This is a genomic window from Stenotrophomonas sp. PAMC25021 (genome assembly GCF_004795795.1).
Lineage (GTDB): Bacteria > Pseudomonadota > Gammaproteobacteria > Xanthomonadales > Xanthomonadaceae > Stenotrophomonas > Stenotrophomonas muris.
On the sequence record NZ_CP039255.1, the window covers coordinates 2,789,023 to 2,804,626 of the forward strand.

The 15,604-nt window shown below is 67.2% G+C and carries 12 protein-coding genes; 8 read left to right on the forward strand and 4 right to left on the reverse strand.

The features are described from left to right. Position 1 precedes the first annotated feature (1 nt). Complete coding sequence (folK, locus tag E5790_RS13125) at positions 2 to 487, forward strand: 2-amino-4-hydroxy-6-hydroxymethyldihydropteridine diphosphokinase (RefSeq protein WP_014648428.1); 486 nt, start codon at positions 2 to 4, stop codon at positions 485 to 487. A 65-nt stretch (positions 488 to 552) separates the two neighbouring features. On the opposite strand, the gene E5790_RS13130 is transcribed toward folK, so the two are convergent. Further along, on the reverse strand, positions 553 to 1,290 hold the full coding sequence (locus E5790_RS13130; RefSeq protein WP_014648427.1) for a pteridine reductase: 738 nt from the start codon (positions 1,288 to 1,290) through the stop codon (positions 553 to 555). Positions 1,291 to 1,349: 59 nt separating this feature from the next. Here E5790_RS13130 and E5790_RS13135 point away from each other — a divergent pair, with 59 nt between their 5' ends. Together E5790_RS13135 and E5790_RS13140 are read left to right on the forward strand one after the other, a co-directional pair. Further along, positions 1,350 to 2,534: an SAM-dependent methyltransferase gene (locus tag E5790_RS13135; protein WP_014648426.1), complete on the forward strand. Its 1,185-nt coding sequence runs from the start codon at positions 1,350 to 1,352 to the stop codon at positions 2,532 to 2,534. Continuing rightward, complete coding sequence (locus E5790_RS13140; protein WP_111205664.1) at positions 2,531 to 2,923, forward strand: VanZ family protein; 393 nt, start codon at positions 2,531 to 2,533, stop codon at positions 2,921 to 2,923. The genes E5790_RS13135 and E5790_RS13140 overlap by 4 nt, the downstream gene beginning before the upstream one ends. A gap of 117 nt (positions 2,924 to 3,040) precedes the next feature. On the opposite strand, the gene E5790_RS13145 is transcribed toward E5790_RS13140, so the two are convergent. From E5790_RS13145 to E5790_RS13155, 3 genes are all read right to left on the reverse strand, one after another. Beyond that, entirely contained in the window at positions 3,041 to 5,398 is a 2,358-nt protein-coding gene (locus E5790_RS13145) for a family 20 glycosylhydrolase (RefSeq protein WP_111205665.1), read from the reverse strand. 111 nt (positions 5,399 to 5,509) lie between these two features. Further along, entirely contained in the window at positions 5,510 to 8,173 is a 2,664-nt protein-coding gene (locus E5790_RS13150; protein WP_111205666.1) for a TonB-dependent receptor, read from the reverse strand. A gap of 143 nt (positions 8,174 to 8,316) precedes the next feature. Continuing rightward, entirely contained in the window at positions 8,317 to 9,336 is a 1,020-nt protein-coding gene (locus E5790_RS13155) for a glucokinase family protein (RefSeq protein WP_111205667.1), read from the reverse strand. Positions 9,337 to 9,711: 375 nt separating this feature from the next. Here E5790_RS13155 and E5790_RS13160 point away from each other — a divergent pair, with 375 nt between their 5' ends. The 5 genes from E5790_RS13160 to E5790_RS13180 are packed head-to-tail and all read left to right on the forward strand — an operon-like array spanning position 9,712 to position 15,359. After that, positions 9,712 to 11,001, forward strand: coding sequence for a sugar MFS transporter (locus E5790_RS13160; RefSeq protein WP_136191762.1), 1,290 nt, complete (start codon positions 9,712 to 9,714; stop codon positions 10,999 to 11,001). Between the two features lie 39 nt (positions 11,002 to 11,040). Next, the gene (locus E5790_RS13165; protein WP_005411045.1) at positions 11,041 to 12,108 is read left to right on the forward strand and encodes a LacI family DNA-binding transcriptional regulator; all 1,068 of its coding nucleotides are present in this window, start codon (positions 11,041 to 11,043) and stop codon (positions 12,106 to 12,108) included. 7 nt (positions 12,109 to 12,115) lie between these two features. Next, complete coding sequence (locus tag E5790_RS13170) at positions 12,116 to 13,144, forward strand: SIS domain-containing protein (protein ID WP_049439950.1); 1,029 nt, start codon at positions 12,116 to 12,118, stop codon at positions 13,142 to 13,144. Next, positions 13,144 to 14,292: an N-acetylglucosamine-6-phosphate deacetylase gene (gene nagA, locus E5790_RS13175; RefSeq protein WP_111205669.1), complete on the forward strand. Its 1,149-nt coding sequence runs from the start codon at positions 13,144 to 13,146 to the stop codon at positions 14,290 to 14,292. Before E5790_RS13170 ends, nagA begins: the two co-directional genes overlap by 1 nt. Beyond that, positions 14,292 to 15,359 (forward strand): heparan-alpha-glucosaminide N-acetyltransferase domain-containing protein, encoded by a 1,068-nt coding sequence (locus E5790_RS13180; protein ID WP_111205670.1) that lies wholly within the window; start codon positions 14,292 to 14,294, stop codon positions 15,357 to 15,359. Before nagA ends, E5790_RS13180 begins: the two co-directional genes overlap by 1 nt. Positions 15,360 to 15,604 lie beyond the last annotated feature (245 nt).

The window sequence follows — 15,604 nt, forward strand, 5'->3', positions numbered from 1 at the left end:
CATGACGACCGTGCTCCTGAGCCTGGGCAGCAATGTCCAGCCCCGCCGCTACCTCCACGCCGCGGTGGCGGCCCTGCGCGAGCGCTTCGGCGCGCTGCAGGTATCGCCGGCCTACCGTACCGCCGCGGTCGGCTTCGATGGCCCGGCCTTCCTCAACAATGCGGTGGCGATCGAGACCGACCTGCCGCTGCAGGAACTGGACGACTGGCTGCACGCGCTGGAAGACGCGCACGGTCGCGACCGCAGCGGGCCGCGCTTCTCCGACCGGACCCTGGACATCGACGTGGTGTTCTATGGCGACCTGGTGCTGGAAGGCCCGGGGCACCTGCGCATCCCGCGGCCGGAGCTGAAGCACGCGTTCGTGCTGAAGCCGCTGGCCGACATCGCGCCGGGCTTCATCGACCCGGTCAGCGGCCAGGACCTGGCCACGCTGTGGCGCGCGCACCCGCAGTTTGGCGAGGCATTCGAGGTGGTGGATCTGGAGTGACGGGGTCAGATCCCTTTTCCCGCCGGGAAATGGGATCTGACCCCGTTGTGGACCCCGGCAACCTTTCAGCTGACCGTACGCCCGCCATCCACGCGCAGGGTGTGGCCGGTGACGAAGCTGGCCTCGGCCACCAGCCAGTACACCGCCTCGGCGATCTCCTCGACGGTGCCGATCCGCGCCAAAGGCGTGCGTGCCAGCAGCGCCTCGCGGGCGAAATCATCCTTGCCCTGTTCCGGCCACAGGATCGCACCCGGCGCTACTGCATTGACCCGCACCTTCGGCGCCAGCTCCAGCGCCAGCGCGCGCGTTGCCATCTCCAGCGCGGCCTTGGCCATGGTGTAGGCGATGTGGTCACGCATCGGGTCGGTGCCGTGCAGGTCGGTGAGGTTGACGATGCAGCCCTGCTGGCGGCGCAGGTAGGGCGCTGCCGCCTGTGACAGCAGCAGCGGCGCGCGTGCATTGACCGCATACAGCGCGTCCATCGCCTCGGCGGTGACCTGGCCGAGCGGGGTGGGGAAGAAGTTGGAGGCGTTGTTGACCAGCGCGTCCAGGCGGCCGAAGTGGGTGACGGCCTGTTCGACCAGATCGGCCAGGGCGTCGGCGTCACGCAGGTCGGCCTGCAGGGCCAGCACGCTGCCCGGGCGCACGTTGTCGAAATCGAACGCAGCCTGCTGCAGCTCGGCGCTGGAGGTGTTGGCGTGCAGCACCACCGACCAGCCACAGGCGTGGAACTGGCGGGCGATGGCCGCACCGATCCGGCGCGCGCTGCCGGTGATCAGGACCACGGGGTGGGTATCGCTCATCGAGGGTCCTCCAAGGCTCGGCTATCCTGTGCACCATTGTCACCGCATTCGAAGACGCCATGCAGCCCACCTTCCCCCTGCCCGAAGCCGATGCCCTGGCCCACAGCGACCAGCTGGCCGCTGCCCTGCGCGCCGAAATCCTTGCGCAGGGCGGGGCAATGCCGTTCTCCCGCTTCATGGAGCTGTGCCTGTACACCCCCGGCTGGGGCTATTACAGCGCCGGCGCCAGCAAATTCGGCGGCAGTGGCGACTTCACCACCGCGCCCGAGCTCGGCAGCCTGTTCGCCGGCAGCGTGGCCAACGCGCTGGCGCCGGTGTTCGCCCAGCTGGGTACGCAGGCGCGGATGCTGGAACTGGGCGGTGGTACCGGCGCCTTCGCCGAAGCGGTGCTGCTGCGCCTGGCCGAGCTGGACGCGCTGCCGTCGCGCTACGCCATCCTCGAACCCAGCGCCGACCTGCGCGAGCGCCAGCAACAGCGCCTGCAGCAGAACCTGCCGGCCGAGCTGGCCGCACGCGTGGACTGGGTCGATCGCCCGTTCGAAGAGGACTGGGAGGGCGTGGTGTTTGCCAACGAAGTGATCGACGCGCTGCCGACGCCGCGCTTCCTGATCCGGGATGGCGAGGTCTACGAGGAAACCGTGGAACTGGACGCCGAAGGCAACTTCATCCGTGGTGCGCAGCCGGCCGACATCCTGCTCAACGGTGCGGTGCGCCACATCGAGCGCTACCTGGAGCGCCCCTTCGCCGAGGGCTACCGTTCCGAGGTGCTGCCGCAGCTGCCGTACTGGTTGCAGGCGGTGGCGGGCGGCCTGCAGCGCGGTGCGATGCTGTTCATCGACTACGGTTACAACCGTGGCGAGTTCTACCAGCACGACCGCGATGAGGGCACCGTACGCGCGTTCTACCGCCACCACGTGCACAACGACGTGCACCGCTGGCCGGGGCTGCAGGACATCACCGCGTCGGTGGATTTCACCGCGATGGCCGAGGCCGGCATGCACGGCGGTTTCGAGCTGGCGGGCTACTGCAGCCAGGCCAGCTTCCTGCTCGGCAACGGCCTGGACCAGGTGCTGTCGCTGGCCGAGGAGCGCACCGATGAAGTCGGCCGCATCCAGCTGCGCGACCAGGTGAAGAAGCTGACCCTGCCGACCGAGATGGGGGAGCGCTTCCAGGCGATCGGCCTGCAGCGCGGCGTCGACTTCGAGCCCGCCTTCGAGCTGGGTGACCTGAGCTGGCGCCTGTGAGCGATGCGCTGCCGCTGATCAAGCCGCTGCGGCGGCCGCGGCTGTGGACCGCACTGTGGTTCAGCGCGGTGTTGCTGGTGATCGTGGTCTGCCTGATCCCACCGCCACCGATTCCGTTGCCGGAAAACGGCGACAAGGGTGAGCACTTCCTCGCCTATTTCATCCTGGCTGGCAGCGCGGTACAGCTGTTCCGGCGCGGACGTCCGCTGCTGTGGGTGGGCGTGGGCCTGGTGCTGATGGGGATCGGCATCGAGTTCGCGCAGGGCGCATTGACCGATGACCGCATGGCCGATCCGATGGACGCGCTGGCCAACACGATCGGCGTGCTGGCCGGCCTGGCTACGGCACTGACCCCGCAGCGCGATCTGCTGCTGCGCTGGCGCGGGTAAAGTTCCTGTAGAGCCGAGCCCATGCTCGGCTTCCTCCCAAAGGCAGCCGAGCATGGGCTCGGCTCTACAGTAGATCCACGCCATGCGTGGATCGATTGCGCCAGGACAGGCTTGGGGTCACTTCCCCAGCGTGACCTCATCCAGCACCCACATCGCCGGGCGCGTGTCGCCGGTGAAGTTGATGCACAGGTCACCGGTGCCCTGGGAGCCCTTCGGCAGCGTCGCACGCAGCGTCACGAAGCCATCGGCATCCGGCGTGGCCGGCAGCGGCACTTCGGCCAGCACCTTGCCGCTGCAGTCGCCGCGACGCACCAGCATCTCGCCATGCGCACGCTTGGCCTTCTCGAAGCGACGCTTGGGCTCGTCGTGGGCCAGCTGGAAGTAGTACGGAATACGCCCCGCGCGGACTTCCACGCTGCCGATGCCGTCCAGCTGTGCCTGTGGCCAGCGCCAGCATGGCTGGAAGATGTCCACGTTGAACACTGCGCGGTTTCCCTCGCGCGGGCCATCGTCTTCCAGGCGCAGCACCAGCCCCTTCTTGCCTACGCAGCTGAGCAGTTCGTCACTGCGGCGGCTGAGCAGCGATTGCGCACTGAAGTCCGCGACCGTCGGCTTCGCCGCCAGCATCTGGCCCTGGTAGAACGCGGCGGCCTGCACCGTGGTCGGCAGCGTACTGGTCAGCGGCTGCCGGTACAGCGGCGACTGCGCCGTCACCGGCTGGCCATCGGTGCTGTAGCGCACTTCATAGCCCAGCGGGTTGGCCAGCGACACGGTCACCGTGTTGGCGGCGCGGTTGTCGGTGTAGTCCACGCCCACTTCGAACGGGGTCTGCGCGTAGGCCAGGCCCCAAGCGCGGTAGCGTTGCAGCTGCGCGGGCAGGCGCGCGAGGAAATCGCGGAAGTCGCGATGTTCCGGCGTGCTCCAGCCGGTCTCGGCCACCGCGGCCAGGCGCGGGAACAGGTTGTGCTGCAGGCGCGCATAGGTGCGCGTGTGTTCGGTGAACATGTTGGCCTGCAGGCCGAGGATGTGCCCGCGCTTGTCAGCGGCCAGCTCGGCCGGCACGGGCTCGAAGTTGTACAGCTTGCCGAGGTTGACCTGGGCCGGGCGGCCCGGCGGTTCGTTCGGCGAGGCCGTCTGCAGGTAATCCAGATAGAGGTAGCCCACGGGCGACATGACCACGTCATGGCCAGCACTGGCCGCGGCCAGGCCACCTTCGGTGCCCTGCCAGGACATCACCGTGGCCTGCGGCGGCAGCCCGCCTTCGAGGATTTCATCCCAGCCGATCAGGCGCCGGTCGTGCTCCTCCAGGAAGGTCTCCAGGCGCTTGATGATGTGGCTCTGCATGGCCATTTCATCCTTGATGCCCAGCGCACGCATGCGCTGCTGGACCTGCCTGGAGGCTTCCCACTGGTCCTTGACCGCCTCGTCGCCGCCGACGTGCACGTACTTGGCCGGGAACAGTTCGATCACTTCCTCCAGTACGTTCTCGAGGAAGGTGACAGTACTGTCTTCCACGTTGAACAGGTTCGGGAACACGCCCCATTCGCTGAGCGGCTTCAGCGGGGTATTGATCGAACCCAGTTCCGGGTACGCGGCAATCGCCGCGGTCGCGTGCCCCGGCACATCGATTTCCGGAATCACCTGGATATGCAGCTTCGCGGCATAGGCAATCACTTCGCGGATCTGGTCCTGCGTGTAGAAGCCGCAATACGGATGCTCCTTGCCAGTGCCCGGATCGGTGCCACCGTCGCCGGCCGGCAGGCGGCAGCTGCCCACTCCGGTCAGCTTCGGATAGCGCTTGATCTCCATGCGCCAACCCTGGTCATCGGTCAGGTGCCAATGGAAGGTGTTGAGCTTGTGCGCGGCCATCGCGTCGAGCACGCGCTTGATCTCGTCCAGGCTCTGGAAATGCCGCGCCGAGTCGAGCATGAAACCGCGCCAGCTGAAGCGTGGCGCGTCCTGGATCTGCACCGCTGGCAGCACGCCGTTGCTGCCGCCGGTGGCGAGCTGGGCGAGGGTGGTTGCGCCGTAGAACAGGCCGGTTTCGTTGCCGGCCTGTACCACTACGCCCTGTGCGGTGCTTTCCAGCGTGTAGCCCTCGCCGCTGTCGCGGAAGGTGGGCACGATCTGGAAGCGGATGCCACCGGTCCTGGCCGCCGCCTTGCCCTTGGCCAGCCCCAGGCGCGGGCCGCCACTGCGCGCCAGCAGGTCGGCGAACTGGCTGGCGACGCGCTGTGCGGCCTCGCCTTCGGCCTGCAGCACGGTATCGGCGCGCACGGTGATGCCGCTGCCCTGGCCAGGCTGCACATTGCTGGGGGCGGGAATCAGCATCAGGCTGCCGGCACGCAGCTGCGGGCCGGGTGCCTCAGCGGCCGGCATGGGGTCGGCGGCAAGTGCCGGCAGTGCCGGCAACAGGGCGAGCAGGCTGCCCAGCAGCACTGCGCTGCGCATCCGGGCGCGGGAAGGCTTGACCATCGGTACGACTCCTTGGAACGGTGCGATGAACGCTATACATGAAAAACGCCGGGCCCGGAATGACCCAGGCCCGGCGTGCGTGCACGACTCGGCGATGTTGCCGCCGCTGGATCAGTACTTGAAGCGGAAGTTGAGGTAGTACTGGCGACCGTTGCTGTAGAACGAGGTCGGGATGGCCGCGGTCTGGTAGTACTTGTAGGTCGGGTTGTTGAGGTTCAGGCCATCCAGGGTGATGCTCAGCCAGTCGGTGGCCTTGTAGCTCAGCGACGCCGACAGCGTGCCGAAGTCATCCTGGTAGTACGGATTGGTGCCCGACAGGCTGATCAGGAACGAGGAACGGCGGGTATAGCTGACGCGGGCGCCAAAGCGCTCGTTCTCGAAGTAGGCACCCACGTTGTAGGTGTTCTTCGAGGTGCCCAGCAGATTGTGCGAGCCGTCCGACCAGGTGTGCGAGGTGGTGCCGTTGGCGTAGGTGTAATTGGCATTGACGCCGAAGTACTCGCCGATCGGCTGTTCGTAGGCCACTTCCACGCCGGTGACCTTGCCGTCGGCATTGATCGGGGTGGAGATCTGGTAGGTCTCAAGCTGGTTGGTCAGTTCGCTGTACAGCTGGCGCGAGACCACGTCGAAGGCGATGTAGTCCTTCAGGTTCATGTGGTACGCGCCCACCGACAGCAGGCCGCGCGGCATGAAGTACCACTCCAGGTTGGCGTCCAGGTTGGTCGACAGGGTCGGCTTGAGGTTCGGATTGCCACCGCCGCCGGTGCGGTTCAGGTCCGAACCGTACGAGGAGGCACCCAGTGCCGAGTAGTCCGGCAGGGTCTGGGTCTGCGAGGCGGCGACGCGCAGCACCAGCGAGTCGTCCAGGTCGAACTTGATGTTGGCGCTGGGCAATACGCGGTTGCGCTTGCTCTGGAAGGCCAGGCGCTCCCACATGCCGAACAGGCTGCTGACATCGGCATCGGCGGCCTTGCTGACGGCGTTGTAGGTGTCGATGTCCTGCTTGATGTTGACGTAGCGCAGGCCGACGTTGCCGCTCCACCAGTCGCCGCGGAAGTTGGCCTGCACGTAGCCGGCGAAGTTCTTTTCCTTCACCTTCCACTCGGCGCCATAGTTGTGGCGACCGGTCGGGCCATCATTGCCGGCCAGCCAGGTGGAGTTGTTGGTCACCGCGTCCTTCAGCGCGCCCGGGGTGAAGTACCAGAGGTTGCGCGGGAAGGTGCCGCCGATGTCACCGGCAAAGCCGCTGGGATAGTTGGCCGTCGCGCCGTTCTTCAGCGCGCTCCAGATGTCACCCGGGGTTGCACCTTCCGGCGACAGCGCTTCGCGCTTGTGGTCGGCGAAACGCAGGCCGAAGTCGATCGAGCTCAGCACGCCGCCATCGTTGAAGTACTGGTTGAAATCGAGCGTGGCCCAATTCTCCTTGTCTTCAGCGGTGACCTGCTGGTTGCCCCAGGTGCCGAAGCTGGTCACGCCGTTGGGCGAGATGTCGCCGCCGACGTTCCAGTCGATCGGCGAGCCATTGCCGTGGGTAGCCCAGCTGGCGCCGCCGCCGTTGGCCAGGGTGACCTCGGCGATGTACTGGCGCGGCGTCTCGCCGGTACCCTTGGTGCTGCCGGCCTGGAACTTGGCGGTCAGGCTGTCGCTGATCTGCCAGTCGGCATCGAAGGTGACATAGCTCGACTTGGCCTTCGACTCGCGGTAGATCATGTCGTACACCGCATAGTCGGTGCCGGGCACGCCCTTGTAGTTGGCGTTGGTCAGCACGCCGTCCTTGACCACATAGCCCGGATCCGGCGCCTGCGACTTGGCGAAGCTGTTGCCGAACATCATGAAGTTGCGGTTGTAGTTGTTCGCCTTCAGCTCGGAGCTGAAACCATTGAGGCCGAGGGTGAGGCTGTCGCTCGGCTTGAACTGCAGCGAGACCAGGCCGCCCTTGCGCTCGCGGGTCTGTTCGAACAGGGTCGAACCCAGCAGGCCCGGAACGTTGACGCCGATCAGGTCCGGATTGGTCCTGGCGACCGGATCGTTTGCGCCGATCTTGAAGAAGCCACCCGGGATTTCCTGCGCTTCACGGCGCAGTTCGCGCTTCTGGCTGAAGCCCTGCACCATCACGCCGAAGGTGCCTTCGTCGTTCTTGTAGTTGAACAGCGCCGAATATTGCGGGTCGTTCGACTTGGCCTGGTCCGAGCGCACCAGGCCGATCGAGCCTTCCGCGGTGAACGGCTTGGAGAATTCCAGTGGCTTGCGGGTGATGATGTTGACGGTACCGGTGGTGCCGCCGTCCTGCAGCTTGGCCTGCGAGGACTTGTTCACTTCCACCGAGCTGACCAGTTCGGACGGCAGCAGCGAGTAGCTGACGCTGCGGCCGACGTTGTTGCCCTGGCTGAGCACGAACCAGTCGGCCGAACCGACGGTGTGGCCGTTGATCAGGGTCTGGGTCAGGCTCGGGCTGGTGCCGCGCAGGCTGACACGGTCGGCTTCGTCGAAACCGCCTTCATCGGCGCTGGACGAGCTGATGTTGACGCCCGGCAGGCGCTGCAGGGTGTCGGCGACGTTGTGCGCCGGCAGCTTGCCCACGTCCTCGGCGGTGACCACTTCCACGCGCGCATTGGCTTCGCGCTTGGTGTCCAGCGATTTTTCCATCGAACCACGGATGCCGGTAACGGTCACGGTGTCCAGGTCGGTGGCGGTCGGGGCAGCCTGCTGCGCGTGCGCACTGAAGGCGATGCAGCTGACGATGGCGGCCGAAAGCAGGGTCTTGCGGGTATTCATGATGTCTCTCCTCATCACTCGATTGGATGCCGGCGGCGGTGTTCGATAACGGTTGCGATGACATGCGCGGGGCGGCGGCGAAGTCCCGTGCGTTGGCGTGCCACGTACTGCGTGCTGCGATTGCGTTGAAGCCTGTTGCGGTGTCAGGCGGCCGACTGCTGCTGCAGGTACCAGCTGGCAGCGCCGACCACGCCCAGCTGGCCGTGTTCGACGACCTTCACCGGGATGCGTGCCAGTGCTTCGCCCATCGGCCCCTTCTGCAGGTAGCGTTCGACGAAGGTGCTGGCGTGCAGGTATTCGCGGATCTGCGGCAGGATGCCGCCGGCCAGGTAGACGCCACCGTGGGCACCATAGAACAGGGCCATGTCGCCGATGGTGCTGCCGAGCAGGCCGCAGAACACATCCAGCGCCTGGCGCGCATGCGCATCGGTGTCGGCCATGGCGGCGGCGGTGACCGCATCGGGGCTGGCCAGGGTCGGCGCCTGCCCCTGCAGCGCGCAGACCGCGCGGTACAGGTTCATCAGGCCGGGGCCGGAGATCGCATGTTCGATCGACACGTGGGCGCGGTCGCGCTGCATGTGGCGGACGATGGCCATTTCCAGTTCGGTGCTGGCCGCCAGGGTCGGCTGGCCGGCTTCGGTCGGCAGGACCACCGGACCATGCGCAGTGGGGATCCACAGCGCGGCGCCGAGGCCGGTGCCGGGGCCGACCACCAGGGTCGGGCCACGCGTGCCGGTGTCCGGCCCGCACAGGTGCAGCACCCCGCTGGCGTCCACCTGCGCAGCGGCATAGGCCACCGCTTCGAAGTCGTTGACGATGTAGACCCGCTGCAGGCCGACGTCGGCCTCCACCTGGCGCGCCGACAGTGGCCACGGCAGGTTGGCGGTGATCACCGTGCCGTCCTCGCGGGCGTAGCCGGCGCTGGCAACCACGCAATGCGTGGGCCGCGGGCCTTCGCCGAGGAAGTCGGACAGGATCGCGCTGAGGCCGGCATGGTCGGCGTTGCGGTACTTGCGGTATTCCAGCACCTGCACCGGATGGGCGGTGTCACCGCTGGCCTGGACCCGGGCCACGCGCACATGGGTGCCACCGACGTCCGCGGCCAGGAACGAGGGCGCGACGCGGGACAGGACATGCGACGGGGCGGGGTGGCTGGCGGTCACGCGGGCTCCTGCTGCAGGTGGGGCTGGCCCCGGGATCGGGGGCAGCGATTGGGGCGGAGTCTGTAACCGCGCTGACAACGATGTCAACGAGTTCGTGACACTTTCGTTGCTGCGCCGCAACGAATGCGACAGGCAGTAAACGTTTACATGGCGTGAGTGCGGGTTTCACGTGGGAACCGTTGCTGCATGGGGCTCTAGGGCTGGCGCGCATTCAGCGCGGAGCACCGCAATCGACTTGCGCAGTGCAGCACGAGGATGAAGGGGCGTGCATGGAAGTTGACAAACCGCCGTTGTCCACCGAAAGAATGTGACAACGTTGTTCCCAGCCACTCTCCGACGCCGCGTTCTGCGGCTGTCGCCGCAGGAGCCCTCCTGATGTCCGCCGTCCCCGCTGCAAGCGCGCGCCCGAACGTGGCCACCTCCATCGCCATCGTCGGCGTGCTGTTCTTCCTGATCGGCTTCTTCACCTGGCTCAACGGCCCGTTGATCACCTTCGTCAAGCTCGCCTTCGAGCTCAGCGAGGTCGGCGCCTTCCTGGTGCTGATGGTGTTCTACCTGTCCTACTTCTTCCTGGCGCTGCCCTCGTCGTGGATCCTGCGCCGTACCGGCATGAAGAAGGGCCTGAGCCTGAGCCTGCTGGTGATGGCCGGTGGCGCGGCACTGTTCGGCGAATTCGCCACCCAGCGCTGGTACCCCGGCGCACTGGGCGGCCTGTTCGTGATCGGCAGCGGCCTGGCCCTGCTGCAGACGGCCATCAACCCGTACATCTCGATCCTTGGGCCGATCGAAACGGCGGCGCGGCGCATCGCGTTGATGGGCATCTGCAACAAGATCGCCGGCATCCTGGCGCCGATCCTGATCGGCACGGTGGTGCTGCATGGCATTGGCGATCTGGACGTGCAGGTGCAGGCGGCCGATGCCGCGACCAAAGCCGTGCTGCTGAACCAGTTCGCCGCCAAGATCCATGCCCCGTACCTGGCCATGGCGGCGCTGCTGGTGGTGTTGGCGGTGGCGATCCTGTTCTCGCCGCTGCCGGAAATCAGATCGTCCGAAGCCAACGCTACGCCGGTGGCCGCCGGTGCGGTCGAGCGCCGCAGCATCTTCCAGTTCCCGCACCTGTGGCTGGGCGTGCTGTGCCTGTTCGTGTACGTGGGCGTGGAAGTGATGGCCGGTGATGCCATCGGCACCTACGGCCATGGCTTCAACCTGCCGCTGGACGAGACCAAGATGTTCACCGCCTTCACCCTGGGCGCGATGCTGGTCGGTTACGTGGTCGGCCTGCTGGTGATTCCGCGGGTGGTGTCGCAGTCGCGCTACCTGACCATTTCGGCGGTGCTGGGCGTGGTGTTCTGCCTGGGCGCGTGGGCAACGCACGGCTATGTGTCGGTGGCCTTCGTGGCCCTGCTGGGCTTTGCCAACGCCATGATGTGGCCGGCCATCTTCCCGCTGGCCATCCGCGGCCTGGGGCGCTTCACCGAAACCGGTTCGGCGCTGCTGGTGATGGGCATCGCCGGTGGCGCGATCATTCCGCAGCTGTTCGCCCTGCTCAAGCAGCACATCGATTTCCAGCTGGTGTTCGTGCTGCTGATGGTGCCCTGCTACCTGTACATCCTGTTCTATTCGGTGGTGGGCCACCGCGTGGGCCTGCCGCAGGACCGGAGCTGATCGGCGATGATGGACGGCAGCCAACCCCAGGAAAAACCGATGCGCAGAGCGACCATCAAGGACGTTGCCGAAAAGGCCAAGGTCTCGCTGAAGACGGTATCGCGGGTGATCAACAACGAGCCCTCGGTGATGCAGGCCACCCGCGCGCGGGTGCTGCGTGCCATCGCCGAGCTCGATTACGAACCCGATCCGTCCGCGCGCAACCTGCGCAGCGGCACCACCTTCGTGATCGGGCTGGTCTACGACAACCCGAACCCGTACCACATCATCGGCGTGCAGAACGGCGTGCTCGCCGCCTGCCGCGAGACCGGGTTCGGCCTGCAGATCCATCCCTGCGATTCCAGTTCGCCGCTGCTGGCCGATGAACTGGCTGACTGGGTGCAGCGTTCGCGCCTGGCCGGGCTGGTGCTGACCGCACCGATGTCCGAGCGCCGCGACCTGATCCAGGCGCTGACCGCGCGTGGCATCAAGCTGGTGCGCATCATTGCGGCCACCGAAGATCCGGCCGACGGTGCCTGCGTGTTTGTCGACGACCGCGAGGCCGCCTACGAGATCACCGAACACCTGATCCAGCTGGGGCACCAGCGCATCGGCTTCCTCTGGGGCGGCAGCTCGCACCGCTCCTCGGGCGAACGCTATGCCGGTTATGAGGCCGCGCTGAAGGACTACGGCATGACCGTGGACAAGCACTTGGTGGTGCAGGGCGACTACACCTTCGACGACGGTTTCCGTGGCGCGCGCCGCCTGCTGGCGCTGCGCGAACCGCCTACCGCCATCTTCGGTTCCAACGACGAAATCGCTGCCGGCGTGCTGGCCGCCGCCAAGTCGGCCGGCATGAACGTGCCCTACGACCTGTCCATTGCCGGTTTCGAGGACAGCCCGTTCTCGCGCCAGTCGTGGCCGCCGCTGACCACCGCCAAGCAGGCCACCGAAGACATCGCCCGCCATGCCGCGCGCCTGCTGATCGCGCAGCTGCGCAGCGACGCCTACGACGATGCGCCGGCACCGCTGCACAACCAGGGCTTCGTGCCGCAGCTGGTGGTGCGCGGTTCGACCGCGCCGATGCGCCCGGCCGGCGCACGCCCCCTTCCTTCCGATCCTGCCTGAGCCTGCCATGTCGCTGTCAGACCCCACCGCTACCCTGATGTTCGCCGAGGCCGCTGAAGCGGCCGACGTGGTCGCGCGCCAGTTCTCGCGAAACCACGCCACCCTGGAAACCCTGGCCGCCAGCCTGCGTGCCGCGCCGCCGCCGTTCGTGGTCACCTGTGCACGCGGCAGCTCCGACCACGCCGCCACCTATGGCAAGTACCTGCTGGAAACCCAGCTGGGGCTGGTGGTCGCGTCGGCCTCGCCATCGGTGGGCTCGGTCTACGCCGCACCATTGCAGCTGCGCGGCGCACTGTTCATCGTCATTTCGCAGTCGGGCAAGAGCCCGGACCTGCTGCGCAACGCCGAGGCGGCCAAGGCCGCCGGCGCGCGCGTGATCGCGCTGGTCAACGTCGAGGATTCACCGCTGGCGCAGTTGGCCGACACGGTCATCCCGCTGCATGCCGGCCCCGAGAAGAGCGTTGCAGCGACCAAGAGCTACCTGGCCTCGCTGGCCGCATTGCTGCAGCTGGCCGCGTACTGGAAGCAGGACAGCAGCCTGCGTGCGGCGCTGGACCTGCTGCCGGACGCGATGCGTGAAGCCTGGCAGTGCGACTGGAGCGCGGTGACCGAGGGCCTGGTCGAGGCCACCAACCTGTTCGTGCTCGGCCGCGGCCTGGGCCTGGGTGCGGCGCAGGAAGCGGCGCTGAAGTTCAAGGAAACCTGCAGCCTGCACGCCGAAGCCTACAGCTCGGCTGAAGTGAAGCACGGTCCGATGGCGCTGGTTGATCGTGGTTTCCCGGTGCTGGCCTTCGCCCAGCCGGACGAAACCGGCGCCGGTACCCGTGCGGTGGTCGATGAGTTCACCGCACGCGGCGCGCAGGTATGGTTGGCCGGTGCTGGCGGCAACCTGCCGGTGGCGGCCGCACCGCATCCGCTGTGCGCACCGCTATTGACCGTGCAGAGCTTCTATCGCGCCATCAATGCGCTGGCGCTGCGCCGTGGCTTCAACCCGGACCTGCCGCCGCATCTGAACAAGGTTACGGAGACGGTGTGATGGTGACGGTGCTGCGCAATGCCCGCATCCTGGCCGGCGATGAGTTCCGCGACGACCTGGCGGTGGTGATCGAGGACGGTCGCATCAGCGCGCTGCTGCCCGACGCAGCACCGCAGCTGGGTCACGCGGCCGAGCAGGTGGACCTGGGGGGCGGCTGGCTGCTGCCCGGCTTCATCGATGTGCAGGTCAATGGCGGCGGCGGCGCGCTGTTCAACAACACGCCGGACGTGGCGGCACTGCGCACCATCGCGCAGGCGCACCGCCGCTTCGGTACCACCGCGATGCTGCCGACGCTGATCAGCGATGACGTGGCGGTGATGCGCGAAGCCATCGGCGCGATGCGCGAGGCCATCACGCAGGGCGTGCCGGGCGTGATCGGCATCCACCTGGAAGGCCCGTACATCGCGCCGGCGCGCAAGGGCACGCACGATGCCAGCAAGTTCCGCGTGCCGGATGAAGAAGAGATCGCACTGGCCGCGTCGCTGGACAATGGCGTGACCCTGCTGACGCTGGCGCCGGAGCGCGTGCCGCTGGAGACCATCCGTGCGCTGGTCGAGCGCGGCGTGATCGTCGCTGCTGGGCACACTGCAGGCACCTACGAAGAGATCCGCGCCGGCCTGGATGCCGGCGTGCGCGGCTTCACCCATCTGTACAACGCGATGTCGCCGCTGCAGGGGCGTGAGCCCGGCGCGGTGGGCGCTGCGCTGGAAGACCGCGACAGCTGGATCGGCATCATCGTCGATGGCGTGCATGTGCACCCGGCCAGCCTGCGCGTGGCGTTGGCGGCCAAGCCGTGCGGTCGCCTGCTGCTGGTGACCGATGCGATGCCGCCGGTTGGAGCCGACGATCCCAGCTACGTGCTGTATGGCGAAACCATCACCGCCATCGATGGCGTGGTGCGCAATGCCGCCGGTTCGTTGGCCGGCTCGGCGCTGGACATGGCCACCGCCGTGCGCAATACCGTGCAGCTGCTCGGCCAACCGCTGGCCGAAGCGGCGCGCATGGCGTCGACCTATCCGGCGCAGTTCCTCAACGTCGACGACCGCCTTGGCCACATCGCCGAGGGCTACCAGGCCGACCTGGTGCTGCTGGATGACGCCCTGCAGGTGCGTGGTACCTGGATTGCCGGACAGTACGAGGCCGCCTGATGAACAGTACGCCGCCACGCCGTCTGGGCTCGATCGATGCCCTGCGCGGCATCACCGTGGCGGCGATGCTGCTGGTCAACAATCCGGGCGACTGGAGTGCGGTGTTCGCGCCGCTGCGTCACTCGGAATGGCATGGCTGCACGCCCACCGACCTGGTGTTCCCGTTCTTCCTGTTCCTGGTGGGTATGTCGATGGCCTTCAGCGTGGCACCGCGCGCGCTGGATGCCGCTGCACGGCCAGCATTGGCGCGCGGGGTGCTGGAGCGTGCACTGCGCATCCTGCTCGCCGGCGCGTTGCTGCACCTGTTGATCTGGTGGGCGCTGCATACCCATCACTTCCGCATCTGGGGCGTGCTGCAGCGGATTGCGGTATGCGCAGCGTTGGTGGGTGTTCTGGCGGTGTATGCGCGGCCGCGCGTGCAGGCTGGCGTGCTGGTCACGCTGCTGGTGGGCTACACCGTGCTGCTGCTGGGCATCGGTGATCTGGCGCCATGGACCAACCCGGCCAGCCGCCTGGACACCACGCTGTTCGCACCGTGGATCTACCAGTGGCACGCCGATACCGGACTGGGCCATGACCCGGAAGGATTGCTGAGCACGCTGGGTGCGCTGGCCAGTACCGTGCTCGGCCTGATTGCCGGTGGCCTGCTGCGCAACGGTCGTGCGGCGGCATTGGCTGGCCTGGGTGTGGCAACCGCCGTGCTGGGGCTGCTGCTGGCCACGGTGCTGCCGTTGAACAAGCAGCTGTGGACGCCCAGCTATGTGCTGTGGACCGGCGGCCTGGCCGCGCTGGCGCTGTGGCTGGGCCACGTGTTGATCGACCAGAAGCGATGGCCGCCGCTGGGCCGCCGTTTCGGGGTCAACGCAATTACCGCATATCTTGGCGCGTCGGTGATGTCGGTGGCGCTGATGGCGACCGGCGCGTGGGGCTGGATCTGGCAGCAACTGGCCGCCGCGATGCCGCACGCGCTCGAGCTGGCGTCGATGCTGCAGGCGCTGGCGTTCGTCGCGCTGTGGTGGGGCGTGGCGTGGTGGCTGGACCGGCGGAAGATCTATCTGAAGATCTGACGGCTCCGGGTCGGATCCCTTTCCGCAGGAAAGGGCTCTGACCCAACCCCGGGAGGCCACCTCATCCAGGCAGGGCATGACCCCGCAAAGATGAACGATTTCAGGCACGTAGAGGCCAGGTGATGCCCGATCAAGTTCGCATCTGAACTGTGATGATCGGCACGCAAATTCACCTGCCGAAACCGTTCACCATGGCGCAGACTTCGCTCGCAGTACCGCATATCCGCAGTTCCTGATCCCCTGTC

Coding starts and splice junctions, on each gene's coding strand:
- folK (WP_014648428.1), top strand. CDS start 2: ATGACGACCGTGCTCCTGAGCCTGGGCAGCAATGTCCAGCCCCGCCGC.
- E5790_RS13130 (WP_014648427.1), bottom strand. CDS start 1,290: ATGAGCGATACCCACCCCGTGGTCCTGATCACCGGCAGCGCGCGCCGG.
- E5790_RS13135 (WP_014648426.1), top strand. CDS start 1,350: ATGCAGCCCACCTTCCCCCTGCCCGAAGCCGATGCCCTGGCCCACAGC.
- E5790_RS13145 (WP_111205665.1), bottom strand. CDS start 5,398: ATGGTCAAGCCTTCCCGCGCCCGGATGCGCAGCGCAGTGCTGCTGGGC.
- E5790_RS13150 (WP_111205666.1), bottom strand. CDS start 8,173: ATGAATACCCGCAAGACCCTGCTTTCGGCCGCCATCGTCAGCTGCATC.
- E5790_RS13160 (WP_136191762.1), top strand. CDS start 9,712: ATGTCCGCCGTCCCCGCTGCAAGCGCGCGCCCGAACGTGGCCACCTCC.
- E5790_RS13165 (WP_005411045.1), top strand. CDS start 11,041: ATGCGCAGAGCGACCATCAAGGACGTTGCCGAAAAGGCCAAGGTCTCG.
- E5790_RS13170 (WP_049439950.1), top strand. CDS start 12,116: ATGTCGCTGTCAGACCCCACCGCTACCCTGATGTTCGCCGAGGCCGCT.
- nagA (WP_111205669.1), top strand. CDS start 13,144: ATGGTGACGGTGCTGCGCAATGCCCGCATCCTGGCCGGCGATGAGTTC.
- E5790_RS13180 (WP_111205670.1), top strand. CDS start 14,292: ATGAACAGTACGCCGCCACGCCGTCTGGGCTCGATCGATGCCCTGCGC.